Source organism: Dyadobacter diqingensis (assembly GCF_024220585.1).
Lineage (GTDB): Bacteria > Bacteroidota > Bacteroidia > Cytophagales > Spirosomataceae > Dyadobacter > Dyadobacter diqingensis.
Map to the genome: position 1 here is coordinate 682,571 of NZ_JAMXKF010000003.1, position 13,665 is coordinate 696,235.

Consider the following 13,665-nt stretch of genomic DNA (forward strand, 5'->3'; position numbering starts at 1 on the left):
GTTTTATTCTTTCTCCTTGATCGTCAGATAATCATCTTTCCCGAAAGTCAGATAGTACGCCAGAATAAGGGCAAATGGAATGGTAAACAGGACAATAAATTTGATATTAGATAACCCCAAAGCGATAAAATGGACAACCAGAATCAATAAAAATATAGTTAGAATGGAATTGCCATACTTGAACAAGGCAACGTTTAGTGCTTTTGTTTCATTGTCGGCAAGTGTCAGTTTGTACTCCTTACTGCCGCGCCAGCCTGTTTTTGCCTGCACTTTATAAGTGCCTGCTGCGACATCGAATTCCCGGGTTTCTCCATTGTAAACCGAACCTATTTCCTGTCCGTTGGTAAAAATGTCAATTTTCTTTGTTCTTTTATTCCACTCCGGTTCCAGTGTAACCTTTAATTTTGCCATATGTAGGAGGTTTATTAAAATGTAAACCCGGCTACTTCAAACTGATTTTGTCTTCAACAGATGAGTAGAGCCGCGGGTTTTATTGATTTTTTGTAAATGGAATAAGGCCATGAACTTACCGAAAATATTGATAAAATGTTAGTGATCGACAAACTTGCCTGGATTGAGATAAAGGACAAATCAATTCTCTCGACCCGAAGTTATGGGAAAGATAAATTTTATATTCCGGGAGGAAAACGGGAAGCGGGCGAAACGGATGCAGAGGCAATAACCCGCGAGATCAAAGAAGAGCTTAACGTGGATTTAAAAGGAGACTCACTAAAATTCGTAGGCATTTTTGAAGCGCAGGCGCATGGACATGCTCCCGGAATTGTCGTAAAAATGACCTGTTACACCGCCGATTACAGCGGTATCCTGGAGGCAACGTCGGAAATCGAGGAAATCAAGTGGCTCAACTATGCTGATCAGGACAAAATCTCTGATGTGGATAAGATCATTTTTGATTATCTTAAAGAAAAAGCGCTGCTGGATTGAGCATTGAAATCAGGCGGTAAAACGGCTCAAAGTCTCTCTTGAAACGCCAAGATAAGAAGCCAGCAAAGTTTTGGGCAAACGCTGATAAAGCTGGGGATATTTCCCGATCAATTGCTGATAACGCGCTTTGGCATCGTATTGCAAAAACGATAAAATTCGCTGCTGTAAAGCCACATATCCGCCGTTGGTTTTGATCCTGAAAAAATGTTCCATTTTGTGCATCTCCGAGCATAACTTGTTTTTATTGGAGGCCGTGAGCATAAGTGCGGTAACATCTTCGATACAATCGATGTTGAGGGTGGCTTTCTGCCGGTTGTAAAACGCCTGGTAGTCGGTTACCCACCAGTTTTCCATCGAGAACTGGAGGATATGATCTTTACCATCTTCTTTTGGATACGTAGATTTCAGCAAGCCTTTCAGCACAAAATATTCATGGTCCACGTCATAACCCTCCTGCACGACGTACTGGTGTTTCCGGAATTTTTTCGGTTCAAAATGCGACAAAACATAATCAAATTCCTCGTCCGTCAGTGTGATTATTTCTTCGAAATGTTTTCTTAACTGTACGCTCATACTGTTTTGAATATCAATTGGATGTGTTGCTGGGAATGATTCTTTTTTCGTAAAAGATCATAGCGGATGTGTGATGTTTGTCACAGAAAAACAGTGATCTGTTTCCTTGTACTCAGTAGGCCGTTATGCCCAACTTTGCATAAAAAAACATCATGAAAATCACATCATTCTTTTCCCTGTTATTGATTCTATTACTTGCCATCAACGGTCTGGCGCATGGCAGCACAAATGTAAATAAACAAACAATAAACCATATGAAAACGAAAAAAGTCCTGATCGTAGTTACGTCTTTTGATGAAGTACCGTTAACCCATACCAAAACCGGGATATGGATCGAAGAGTTTGCCGCTCCCTATTTTCTGCTCACGGAACAGGGGTTTGAGCTCACCATTGCATCGCCCAAGGGTGGCAAGGCACCGATTGACCCTAAAAGTACAAGACCTGATTTTACTACGGCTTCGGTGACACGGTTTTTTGCCGATGCGGTTGCACAGGAGAGGCTGAACCATACAGTTCCGCTTAAAGATGTAAACCCTAAAGAGTTCGATGCGGTCTATTATCCAGGCGGCCATGGACCGATGTGGGATCTTCCTCAACATGCCAAATCCATTGAGATTATCGAGTATTTTTACAATGCAAATAAACCGGTTGCATTGGTATGTCACGCACCGGCGGCATTGAAAAATGTCAAGGCTAAAACCGGAGAGCCGTTGGTAAAAGGTAAAAAAGTGGCCGGGTTTACCAACACAGAGGAGATCGCGGGGCAGTCAACGAAGGAAGTTCCGTTTATGCTTGAAGATATGCTGAAAGAAAACGGTGCGGACTATCAGAAAGGCGCCGACTGGCAGCCATTTGCGGTAAGTGACGGTGTGTTAATCACGGGACAGAATCCTGCTTCCGCAGAGCTTGTGGCGGAGCGGATTATAGCTGCTTTGAAAAAGTAAGCAATGCTTAGATTGGTTCCGATAAAAATCCAGGACGCAGGTTCTGGATTTTTGCCGTTGAATAAAAAGTGTTATTTGTAACTGGTTGGTTGTCAGTATTTGTAACTGTGTTGTGGTGCAATTTTAGTAATTTCAGGGTACAACCACATCAACACGATCATGGACCAGGAACTCGAAAAAATTCGCGATCAGCAAAAGGAATCATGGAACCGGTTTTCGCCGGGCTGGAAGAAATGGGATGACCTGATGATGGATTTTCTGAAACCGATGGGTGATGAAATTGTCAGGCTGATAAATCCGGGAATTAACGATGATGTACTGGATATTGCATCCGGAACAGGCGAACCTGCTTTAACCATTGCAGCGATGGTCAAAGGTGGGAGGGTAGTAGCGACGGATATCTCGGAGGATATGCTGGCCATAACCAGTGAAAATGCAAAAAAGCTTGGGCTTGATAATCTGGAAACCAAGGTGTCTGATGTTTGCGCCTTGCCCTTTGACGATCATACGTTTGATGCGATAAGCTGCCGTTTCGGTTTTATGTTTTTTCCTGATATGCTTTTAGCGGCAAAAGAAATGGCCCGGGTTCTGAAACCAGGCGGCCGGATTGCTACCTCAGTCTGGAACGGCCCGGAAAAGAATTTCTGGGTGACGGCCATTATGGGGACGATTAACAGAAACATGGATCTGCCTCCTCCTCCTCCTTCGGCGCCCAGTATGTTTCGCTGTGCAAAACCAGGTCTTATCGGTGATTTATTTGCGGAAGTGGGATTGAAAAATATTACGGAGAAAGAAATAACCGGAAAAATGAACGCCCGAACTGCTGACGTATATTGGAACATGATGACCGAGGTGGCTGCTCCTTTTGTTGCTGCGTTAAGCAAGGCAGACGACGCGATGAAAAGAAAAATCAAAACAGAAGTTTATGATTTGCTGGCACAAAAGTATCCCGACGGGAACGTCGTTATTGATTCCAACGCTCTGGTCATTTATGCGGAGAAATAATGGCGCCGCACGCGTCGTGCGCGACTTACTCGGCCGTCGTCGGATCGATAACGGCTGAAACCTCGCTGACCGAATTTGCGGGAAATCCGCCTTGTTTGGCATGTTCGAGGATCATTTCCTTGTTTGGAGCAATGTACACGCAATAAATCTTGTCGCCGGTCACATAACTCTGTACCCACTGGATTTCGGGTCCCATGAGTTTTAACACATCACAGGACGTTTGCGAAATACCTTTTAATTGTTCGCGACCGAGTTTTCCGGCATCCGGAATTTCCCGTTCAATGACATATTTTGGCATGACTGAATGATAGTTAAGGTGAAAATAATAGGACAAATAAGATTATTACAGAGCTCAGACTTCAATAGAACCCTCGATCAGTTCCTTAAATTCTTTGATGATATCAATTACATCAAATATCTTGGCCAGGCTTCCCAGTAAGGCATTCAGATAATCCAGCAAATCTTTTAAGATATTGATAAACGCCATAGAGGCGCTGTAATTGACATTTTCCGGAGAATAGAGTATCGAGAATACACGCGTGTTCGGGACTTCGAAGGGAAAAAATTCAGTGATGAAATCCCCGAGCTTTATTGAAAAAGTATTAAGCAGGTTCGCTTTTGCCTGCAAACTAGCCCGCGTAAACCCGATGCTTTCCAGTTTACGATACAACGTGCCGTCGTTTTGGCTATCGTCGTAAAGATTTAAAGTTGTGCGCAGCGATGTCCTGGTTTCCTCCCAGGCTGATTGAAACATATCGCTCGTTAAATTACCGATGTTTTTCTGACCCACCCAATCGGCAAAATTAAAAGGTGTTTCGACGAAATTTTTGAAGAAATATTCAAGAGAGACCAAAAAGCTTCTGACAATCTCCTCATCATTTTCTCTCGACAGATCAAACCGGGGTAACGCATAATGTGCCATACCTGTAAAGATAAGTGGTTAAAACAGACAGTTTTTCAGCAGAAAAACCGGTACAAACCCCTTGTGCTTATTAAAGGTAAGCTAAAAAAGGAAGCGGTGGGAATAATTTTATTATCCGGTAACTGGTTGATTGTTTGTGTCTTATTGTTAATATTTTATTCGTTCTGTAACCGAATTTAGAGTAGAAAGTGCTGTTCAACGAGCAGGGAAGTGGTAATAATTAATCTTTATATCAATAAGTTTCCAAAACTTTTAACTTATTCCGGTCATTTATTTTGATTGTTGAAAACGATAATTTGTAACAGACCAAACCCGCGGCCATTAGTGCTCCGCCGACAATCAACGCAGATGCGTCGCTGGTAAACCGCTTGTCGTCCACGCCCTTGTTGACAAAATCGGCGCCGATGTAGATCAAACCGGCCATAGGAAAGTAAATGGCTGCTTCTGTGACAAACGGGATCCGTCTGGAAACTTTGATAAGTCTAATATTTCGAAACAGAATTTCCTGATAATCCATTCTGCCGGCGGCTTCGTTGGTGACGCCGATGGTGAAGGAGGAGTCGGTAATGCTGGCTATGGTTTCGTTAAACCGGATTTTTTCATTCCTGATCCTAAACTTTATTTTGTCGCCCTCGAAGAATCGATAACGCCGGAATCCGCCCATGAGCGGAGAATAATCCAAAGCCAGGTATTTCTGCCCGGCATTTGCCAGGCTTTTTTGGTTTCCGTTTTGTTTGAAAAACAACTCTTCGCTCGTTAGCGCTTTTCGCGGGTCATAACGGTCCTGTGACGAGGCAGGTAAAGATCCCAAAACAAGTAAGAATAACACCGGAATATATTTTTTCATGGACGCCACGATGGGTTGGTTTGTAGTAAGTTATTCGTTTAAACGAGCTGGTTTGTTGCGTTGCCCCTAATCTGATAATCCTTTCGAGTACAATGAGCGTAAATAATTTTTGTCATCCTATCATTTTTGTTTCAATGGTAAGATCCCTACCCACGAAATGTTCCTATCGGAACAAAAATGCCCGAGTATTCCAATGTGATTGTCCCTTTGGGATATTTCGTTGGTAGAAGATGGAATGGCTTTAAGTGGCTTTCGTTCCGTAGGAACGTTTCGTGACTTTTGTTGAGCGTAGTCTTTTGTTGGGTTGTTGGGCGTAGTCTCCAGGCTACGTCCGGACGTTATCGGTTTCTGACCGAAATTATTGTAAAAGAAGTTATTCCTGTCCAGCGGTCAGAGACCGTGTGACACATAGACGTAGTCTGGAGACCACACCTAACCGAGATTGAGTTTTCATTATTAAACCTGGTTCCAGATTACATTCAGCAACAGCAAACACGAACCGTTCCGAAGGAACGGGCCCCCAGGAATAAAACTTACTTTCTACCCACGAAATGTTCCTATCGGAACAGAAATGCCTGAATATCCTAATGTGATTGTCCCTTTGGGACATTTCGTGGGTAGAAGATGGAGTGGCTCTACGTGGTTTTCGTTTTGTAGGAACGTTTCGTGACTTTTGTTGAGCGTGGTCTTTTGTTGGGTTGTTGGCGTAGTTTCCAGACTACGCCTAACAGAGATTGAGTACCTGGTTCCAGATTATATTCAGCAACAGCAAACACGAACCGTTCCGAAGGAACGGGCCCCCAGGAATAAAACTTACTTCCTACCCACGAAATGTTCCTATCGGAACAGAAATGCCTGAATATCCTAATGTGATTGTCCCTTTGGGACATTTCGTGGGTAGAAGATGGAGTGGCTCTACGTGGTTTTCGTTTTGTAGGAACGTTTCGTGACTTTTGTTGAGCGTGGTCTTTTGTTGGGTTGTTGGCGTAGTTTCCAGACTACGCCTAACAGAGATTGAGTACCTGGTTCCAGATTATATTCAGCAACAGCAAACACGAACCGTTCCGAAGGAACGGGCCCCCAGGAATAAAACTTACTTTCTACCCACGAAATGTTCCTATCGGAACAGAAATGCCTGAATATCCTAATGTGATTGTCCCTTTGGGACATTTCGTGGGTAGAAGATGGAGTGGCTCTACGTGGTTTTCGTTTTGTAGGAACGTTTCGTGACTTTTGTTGAGCGTGGTCTTTTGTTGGGTTGTTGGCGTAGTTTCCAGACTACGCCTAACAGAGATTGAGTACCTGGTTCCAGATTATATTCAGCAACAGCAAACACGAACCGTTCCGAAGGAACGGGCCCCCAGGAATAAAACTTACTTCCTACCCACGAAATGTTCCTATCGGAACAGAAATGCCTGAATATCCTAATGTGATTGTCCCTTTGGGACATTTCGTGGGTAGAAAATGGAATGGCTCTACGTGGCTTTCGTTCCGTAGGAACGTTTCGTGATCAGGTGAACTCGGTTCATGTTGTTTGGCGTAGTCTCCAGACAAAGTCTGGGACGGGGAGCCTTCATCAACTTTCCGTAATCGCCCAAAATTTTGTTCCTTGCATAAATCTGACAGCTGATAGCCGAAAGCCGACCGCCAAAACATGACCGACCTCGAACAATACCTCCATTCCTATTTCACCTTCGACCAGACCGACCTCGTAAAAGTGTCAGCGCTGTTCAGAAGGAAAACTTTGAATAAAGGTGATTATTTCCTGAAAGCGGGTAAACAATGTAATCAGATGTGTTTTATCCAGTCGGGGATGTTGCGGGTTTATGCCGATGTTGATGGTAAAGAAGTAACGCAGTGGATATCCACCAAAGGTTATTTCGTGGCAGATCTATCCAGTTTGCTGTTTCAAACGCCGTCGCGCTGGAATATGCAGGCACTCACGAACCTGGAAATATTTGTGATCGAACGCGCGGAATACAACCGGCTTGGAGAAATTATTTCGAAATGGCCGGAGACGGAAAAGTTGTTTCTGGCGCATTGTTTCACAATGATGGAAGACCGTATTTTTTCATTTATCTCCATGACAGCCGAGGAGCGTTACCAGTTTTTCTTTGAGAAAAACCGCGAATTATTCAATCAGGTGCCGTTGCAATACATTGCTTCCATGCTCGGTATGACGCCCGAAACCATCAGCCGTATCCGGAGAAAGCAGTTGCAGTGATCCCGTAAAAAGAAACTTCTCAAAAATTTCTTATTTCCCTGCGAAATCCATTTTCTTGATTTTTGTCAAGTAGCTTGGTCTGGCCGACCGGTACTTTTGTCACGTACCAAACCAAGTCAGAAATCATGTTTTTAGGACATTATGGTCTCGCCCTTGCCGCGAAGAAAATAGCACCCAAAGTTTCGCTTACCATGCTTTTTGTAGCCGTGGAATTTGTGGATATCCTGTGGCCGTTTTTATTGCTGTTCAATATTGAAACCGTGAAAATACACCCCGGTTTTACCGAAGTGACGCCTTTCGAATTTGTACAATATCCCTATACGCACAGCCTTTTTATGGGATTTGTGTGGGGACTTATCGTGGGAGGCGGCTACTGGTTTTTCAAAAAAGATCTCAAAAGCGCTTTTATTGTCGGTCTCGCGGTGTTGAGCCACTGGTTTCTGGACGTTGTTGTCCATATCCCGGATTTGCCTCTGACGCCTTTTGGTGATTTCAAAGTAGGGATGGGTTTATGGAATTATAAGCTGATTACCGTATTGCTGGAAAGTATTATCTTCTTTGGCGGCGTTTATATTTATGCAAAAAGCACCAAAGCCATCACCGCCCAAGGTACCTGGGGATCGTGGATCATGACCGGATTTTTCGTTCTGGCCAACGCTTACAACCTATTCGGCCCACCACCGGAAGATAATATCATGGTTTTGTTTGTTTCGTTTGTTGTTTTGCAGGTGATTGTGTTGGGGTTGGCTTGGTGGGTTGATGGGAATAGGGTTGGGGTTGATTGAGGGTTGAGTTGGTTTAGATTAATTGAATTCAATTCAATTGTTCAATCTAATCCCCAGATCACGCCTGACGGAAGCAAACACGAGCCGTTCCGAAGCAACGGACACCCGGAAATTTACCCCGATTTCCTACCAACGAAATGTTCCTATTGGAACAAAACGCCTGAATATTCCAATGTCTATGTCCCATCGGGACATTTCGTTGGTAGAAGCCGGGAGAGATCGATGTGGTTTTCGTTCCGTAGGAACGTTTCGTAAAATTCCCTTTGACAGCCGTGTTGAGCCACTGGTTTCGGGACGTTATAGTCCACATCCCGGATTTGCCTCTGACACCTTTTGGTGATTTCAAAGTCGGGATGGGTTTATGGAATTATAAGATGATCACCGTATTGCTGGAAAGTATTATCTTTTTCGGCGGCGTTTATATTTATGCAGAAAGCACGAAAGCCATCAACGCGCAAGGTACCTGGGGATTGTGGACCATGACTGGCTTTTTCCTTCTGGCCAACGCCTACAACCTATTCGGCCCGCCACCGGAAGATAACATCATGATGTTGTTTGTGTCGTTTGTGGTTTTGCAGGTGATTGTGCTGGGGTTGGCTTGGTGGGTTGATGGGAATAGGGTTGGGGGTGATTGAGGGTTGAGTTGGTTTAGATTAATTGAATTCAATTGTTCAATCTAATCCCCAGATCACGCCTGACGGAAGCAAACACGAGCCGTTCCGAAGGAACGGACACCCGGAAATTTACACCGATTTCCTACCAACGAAATGTTCCTATTGAAACAAAACGCCTGAATATTCCAATGTCATTGTCCCATCGGGACATTTCGTTGGTAGAAGCCGGGAGAGATCGATGTGGTTTTCGTTCCGTAGGAACGTTTCGTAAAATTCCCTTTGACAGCCGTGTTGAGCCACTGGTTTCTGGACGTTATAGTCCAAATCCCGGATTTGCCTCTGACACCTTTTGGTGATTTCAAAGTCGGGATGGGTTTATGGAATTATAAGATGATCACCATATTGCTGGAAAGCATTATCTTTTTCGGCGGCGTTTATATTTATGCAAAAAGCACGAAAGCCATCACCGCACAAGGTACGTGGGGATTGTGGATCATGACCGGCTTTTTCGTTCTGACCAACGCCTACAACCTATTCGGCCCGCCACCGGAAGATAATATCATGGTTTTGTTTGTTGTTTTGCAGGTGATTGTGCTGGGGTTGGCTTGGTGGGTTGATGGGAATAGGAGGGTGTTTGAGCAAATAAGCCATTGAAAAAAGTGTATATCATAATGACATAACTTTATTATCAATTATATTTGTAATGTATTCTGAACTCAGTCACGAACTGCTAGTAGGAGTCATCCGGGATTCCGTTAGGTTTCCCTTTTTTGTAGCTCTATAATATGATTCACTGGTGATATTAGTGGATGCAGTCTCCATTGTACGTCCAAGTGTTATCGGTCTGGCCGACCTTAAATCAATAGTATTATTATATTAATAGGTCACAGACTCTTAGGGGGTATTTTTTTATAAATTCTAATTGTGTAATTCGTGGTTTGGTCTAGTATTTACATTTAACCAAACCACGTGTCTCTTTAATATAGAAATAATTGCTTTTTCAGATAAGATTTGGGTACACCGTAATATGAATTAAAAAAAATGCATTACAAATAATTACCCAGATCTTTCAGGTTAACTAATCCACAATTACATTTGATGTGTTCATTATTATTAGCTCTTGCTATTGAAGAATAAGACTTACAAGACTTACAATACAACTCTGCTTCAATTTTTAGCCATTTTTTAAAAATCGTATCAATTTCAGAGGACGTAAATTGAGACGATTCGTTTTTCCAATGAGCACAATAGTTTCTAAATATCGTTCCCTGTTCAAAATTATCAAACATAGTAGAGATTTTATGTTGCCTGTTAGACATCTTGAGTTTTTCCTTGAATCTTTTAACCAAAGGCTCATAAAATTCAGAAAGTGTATAAACATTCTCTAATTTGTATCTTAAAGGTGTTTGCATATTTTCGTTAATAATTCCAAAAGTCATCTCTAGGTATCTACCAAATTTCTGACCGGCACCAATAGGATCATCATCGTCGATTAGATTTTGAATCTCTTCCAAATAGTTATTTGAAAATAGGCATCTTGGCCCTGTTGTATAATCCCAACTTGCAAATTTGTATCTATTCCATTGAGGGAAATCTTTTTGAACTGTATCGAAAAAAACTTGATCGTGAGTAAGAATTAGCACTTGAAATTCGTTGAATTTCTTCGCTATGAGTTGAGCTACTTTCGGTCTTTTAAAAGCGTCGAAACTATTAATAACATCGTCTAAAATAAAGAATTTAAAATTGGGGTTAAAATGTTTTACGGCTGCCAAGAAAATTGCTAAACCAAAGCTATTTATCTGACTTTCACTCATAAACTTATAAGCGGGGGTGATTTTTTCATTAATAAATTCAATTTCTAACTCGACCGCTTTATCTTTTCCAATGACTAACTTTATACGAGGATTTTTTAAGAAATCGTTTGAAGATTCAAGACAGTTATAGCACTCAATTAGGTCGGCTTGGATAATGGTAAATGTATTTTGAATTTCCGTCTGAATGTGTAAAGTAAGCTTTTTGAAAAGCTTTTCTAATTGCGATGTAATACCTGTTAGATAAACTACTTTCTTCTCATTTTTAAGATACTTTGAATAAGATTCAATCAGTTTAATGACATTCCCAAAATCAAGTGCTAAGTTCTTTGACTCATCGTCTGCTGATAGGGCTTTAAGCTTATCGTTTATGGCTACTTTAATAGTCGTTTCGAGTTCAGCTAGGTACTGGATTTTTAAAATTTCGGGCTTTGAATTTATTTCTAAACTTTTTAAGTCTTTCAGAGGAGTTTTTAATTCGGAAATGGTCTTAGGTAGGCTTTTTTTTAACTGGGATAAGTCGTCAAAAAAGTTAGAGAATTTTTTTTGAAATGTATTTTCTGGGTCTAAGTGAATTACTTCAATCTTATTTAATATATCTTGAAATTTTTTTATTAGTGAACTGCTTTTACTGGAATATAAATCCTTCTTTTTTTCTAATTCTTTTAGTGCAACATATTTTTCCGAAATGTGTGTTTCAAGATCTCCTTCGAAAACTTTATCGCATACAGGACATCTTGATTTGTCTTCCAGTTTGGATATAGTTTCCTTGGCGGATTCGTATAGTTCAATTAAAATTAAGTTTGTTATATTAGTTTCATCCGCTTTAAGATCTGTAAAGACGTTTTCCAAATCTAAGCATTCCTGCTTTATAGCAGGTAAAGGATAGAATTGATTTATCCGTTGCAGGAAACTATTTATTTCTGCCACCTCTTTTGCTAATGGATTAGTCTTTATAATTTGGGAAAGTGCTTTTTCTACTATTTGAACATTCCGAAATTCTGAAATTGTTTCGATCTTGTACTTAGATCCAATGTTATTAATGAAGGAAACAATCGATGTATCGTTTATGTCCCCATCTTTTGTGATTAGCTCAATGCTACTTCTACTGTCGCTGAGTTGATTTTTGAACTGTTGTAGTTGATTTGTTATTCTTGTTAAACTAGTTTGAATGTCAGTCTGATTTTTAGTAAAATCTTCAAGACCAAAAAACTTTGAAATATATTTATACTTTTCTCCCTTACTTTTGAATACAAATTCTTGAAGATCAGAGTAACGGAGGTAATTAGGGTATATATTTCGACTTTTAAAATCTAAATAATTACCTGTGAAAGTAGGTGCTGAAATTTTTGTATTATTGAAACTTGCCTTAGCCGATAAGATTGAGGAATGCTTAAAATCTATATTTACGTAGACGTTTTTTCCGTCACTTAATTTGTGAGCATAATCCCTTTCTGATACTCCTTCATTTGATAAATATTCTATTTTAGAATTTAATAACCATTCCCAAGCATCAATGATAGAACTTTTTCCAGTTCCATTTCTCCCATAGATTAGTGCTGAGGTAGCATTACCACCCTTTACAAAGTCAATTATCACAGGAGAGCGAATTCCTCGAAAATTTTCAACTGTGATTTTATCGATTTTCAGCATCGTTATTTAGGTTTAAGGATTCATCAATTTCAACATCAATTTTTTTTACACCAATAGCTACTTTTCTTTCGAATTCAGATATATTTAATCCAGTCCCGGTGAAAAGAGTTTCTATTTTCGTGATAAAAGAAGCTAACTCCGTATCTTCAACTTTTATCTTATTAAGCCAGTCTTTGAAATCCATTACAAAATAATTAAGGTCGAAAATATACTTGGTTTATCCTTCACGAGATATTAATCAATATTCTTGCTCGAACTCGTAATAATCACTCAGTCCTTTTTTATGTGATTTTTTAAGTATTTCTTTCTTAATCTGTCAATAATTAAATCACAAATTAATTCTGAAATCTCTACATCAAGCTCTCCCGGTTTTAGAAAAATATTATTTAATAAACCATTACTTTTCCGTTCAGCATTTATAATCGAAAATTCTGTTCTTTCAATTATTGGCCGCATTTCGTAGCTCTTCAAATACTCTTTTCCTTCAAGCTCTTTCTTTAAGTAAGGAAATCTAGTCGTCAAAAATGTAACTAGATCATCTTTTGAAAATGTGAATATTTCTTTTTCATCATTTATTATACTGTTTCTATTAGTACTACTCATCCAATTTATAAAGAATGAAAAAATAATATTTTGAGTTGATTCCAACTTGTAGCTACGCTTTAAATCCTCATCTATCTTTTCCAAGGACTTTATTTTGAGCCAAAATATTCCGGTTGCAATCAAGCCTGCAATCCAAAAAATAGTAAATTCCTTATTATATGTGTTTAAAAAGCTTAATAAGGGATGATCCTTGACGACATTAGGAAATACCCAGATTGCTGTAATTACAGCAGTAAGTATCAAACTAGTTATTTTGGGAGTTGAATTCTGTTTGTGAAAGGTTGTTATGCTGTTTTGTAGTTCTGTACTCAAAACAGCACTTTTTTTTAATTTTTGCTCTTCAAAAATTTCCTTATTTTGCTGATGAACTATACTTTGTAATATTTTAGTCAATCCTAAAACTTCTGTATTAACTATTAGTGACGTGTTTAAATTAGTTGCCTCTAAATAATCTAAGGCAGAAGTAATCTGTAAGTACAGATTTTCGTCAGCCTCGGATTTGAATTCCCCTTCATTTTTATCAGGGTGTAGAGCTTTCAAACTTTTTTTTAGCTCCTTTTTAATTTTAGAAGGATCATCACTTACTAATTTGAAAAAGTCACGAATTTCGCTAATTGAATTAAAGCTCATATATAGTAATATTATAAGAGCAGTTTGTAGAAAATACCATATGGAATTATTATTGAGTAAGAATAATGCAATCTAAGGAGATGAAAGATCGAAAGATTATATTTAAACA

Annotated in this window: 15 protein-coding genes; 7 read left to right on the top strand and 8 right to left on the bottom strand. The window is 40.0% G+C overall.

Translation table 11 applies throughout. From position 1 onward, the window contains the following. Positions 1-3: 3 nt before the first annotated feature. Positions 4-411: a hypothetical protein gene (locus M1L62_RS12130; protein WP_254413301.1), complete on the bottom strand. Its 408-nt coding sequence runs from the start codon at positions 409-411 to the stop codon at positions 4-6. Positions 412-546: 135 nt separating this feature from the next. On the opposite strand from M1L62_RS12130, the gene M1L62_RS12135 reads away from it, so the two are divergent. Further along, complete coding sequence (locus tag M1L62_RS12135; protein ID WP_254413302.1) at positions 547-945, top strand: NUDIX hydrolase; 399 nt, start codon at positions 547-549, stop codon at positions 943-945. Positions 946-954: 9 nt separating this feature from the next. Here M1L62_RS12135 and M1L62_RS12140 read toward each other — a convergent pair whose 3' ends face one another. Beyond that, on the bottom strand, positions 955-1,518 hold the full coding sequence (locus M1L62_RS12140) for a Crp/Fnr family transcriptional regulator (RefSeq protein WP_254413303.1): 564 nt from the start codon (positions 1,516-1,518) through the stop codon (positions 955-957). A 254-nt stretch (positions 1,519-1,772) separates the two neighbouring features. Between M1L62_RS12140 and M1L62_RS12145 the strand changes: the two genes are divergently transcribed. Beyond that, positions 1,773-2,462, top strand: a complete 690-nt coding sequence (locus tag M1L62_RS12145; RefSeq protein WP_254413304.1) for a type 1 glutamine amidotransferase domain-containing protein — start codon at positions 1,773-1,775, stop codon at positions 2,460-2,462. A 159-nt stretch (positions 2,463-2,621) separates the two neighbouring features. After that, positions 2,622-3,467: a class I SAM-dependent methyltransferase gene (locus tag M1L62_RS12150; RefSeq protein ID WP_254413305.1), complete on the top strand. Its 846-nt coding sequence runs from the start codon at positions 2,622-2,624 to the stop codon at positions 3,465-3,467. Positions 3,468-3,492: 25 nt separating this feature from the next. Here M1L62_RS12150 and M1L62_RS12155 read toward each other — a convergent pair whose 3' ends face one another. From M1L62_RS12155 to M1L62_RS12165, 3 genes are all read right to left on the bottom strand, one after another. Beyond that, on the bottom strand, positions 3,493-3,765 hold the full coding sequence (locus M1L62_RS12155; protein ID WP_254413306.1) for a DUF4242 domain-containing protein: 273 nt from the start codon (positions 3,763-3,765) through the stop codon (positions 3,493-3,495). A 54-nt stretch (positions 3,766-3,819) separates the two neighbouring features. Next, positions 3,820-4,389 carry a hypothetical protein gene (locus tag M1L62_RS12160; RefSeq protein ID WP_254413307.1) on the bottom strand — a complete coding sequence of 190 codons (570 nt, stop codon included), beginning with the start codon at positions 4,387-4,389 and terminating at the stop codon, positions 3,820-3,822. 232 nt (positions 4,390-4,621) lie between these two features. Then, positions 4,622-5,236, bottom strand: coding sequence for a hypothetical protein (locus M1L62_RS12165; protein ID WP_254413308.1), 615 nt, complete (start codon positions 5,234-5,236; stop codon positions 4,622-4,624). Between the two features lie 1,654 nt (positions 5,237-6,890). On the opposite strand from M1L62_RS12165, the gene M1L62_RS12170 reads away from it, so the two are divergent. The 4 genes from M1L62_RS12170 to M1L62_RS12185 all read left to right on the top strand — a co-directional run bounded on the left by M1L62_RS12170 (position 6,891) and on the right by M1L62_RS12185 (position 9,513). Next, positions 6,891-7,460, top strand: coding sequence for a Crp/Fnr family transcriptional regulator (locus M1L62_RS12170; RefSeq protein WP_254413309.1), 570 nt, complete (start codon positions 6,891-6,893; stop codon positions 7,458-7,460). A 125-nt stretch (positions 7,461-7,585) separates the two neighbouring features. After that, the gene (locus tag M1L62_RS12175; RefSeq protein ID WP_254413310.1) at positions 7,586-8,245 is read left to right on the top strand and encodes a hypothetical protein; all 660 of its coding nucleotides are present in this window, start codon (positions 7,586-7,588) and stop codon (positions 8,243-8,245) included. A gap of 263 nt (positions 8,246-8,508) precedes the next feature. Further along, on the top strand, positions 8,509-8,880 hold the full coding sequence (locus M1L62_RS12180) for a hypothetical protein (protein ID WP_254413311.1): 372 nt from the start codon (positions 8,509-8,511) through the stop codon (positions 8,878-8,880). A gap of 267 nt (positions 8,881-9,147) precedes the next feature. Then, positions 9,148-9,513, top strand: a complete 366-nt coding sequence (locus M1L62_RS12185; protein ID WP_254413312.1) for a hypothetical protein — start codon at positions 9,148-9,150, stop codon at positions 9,511-9,513. A gap of 392 nt (positions 9,514-9,905) precedes the next feature. Here M1L62_RS12185 and M1L62_RS12190 read toward each other — a convergent pair whose 3' ends face one another. The 3 genes from M1L62_RS12190 to M1L62_RS12200 all read right to left on the bottom strand — a co-directional run bounded on the left by M1L62_RS12190 (position 9,906) and on the right by M1L62_RS12200 (position 13,556). After that, complete coding sequence (locus M1L62_RS12190) at positions 9,906-12,323, bottom strand: AAA family ATPase (RefSeq protein ID WP_254413313.1); 2,418 nt, start codon at positions 12,321-12,323, stop codon at positions 9,906-9,908. Then, positions 12,307-12,507, bottom strand: coding sequence for a hypothetical protein (locus M1L62_RS12195; RefSeq protein WP_254413314.1), 201 nt, complete (start codon positions 12,505-12,507; stop codon positions 12,307-12,309). The genes M1L62_RS12190 and M1L62_RS12195 overlap by 17 nt, the downstream gene beginning before the upstream one ends. Positions 12,508-12,593: 86 nt before the next feature. After that, entirely contained in the window at positions 12,594-13,556 is a 963-nt protein-coding gene (locus tag M1L62_RS12200; protein WP_254413315.1) for a hypothetical protein, read from the bottom strand. Positions 13,557-13,665 lie beyond the last annotated feature (109 nt).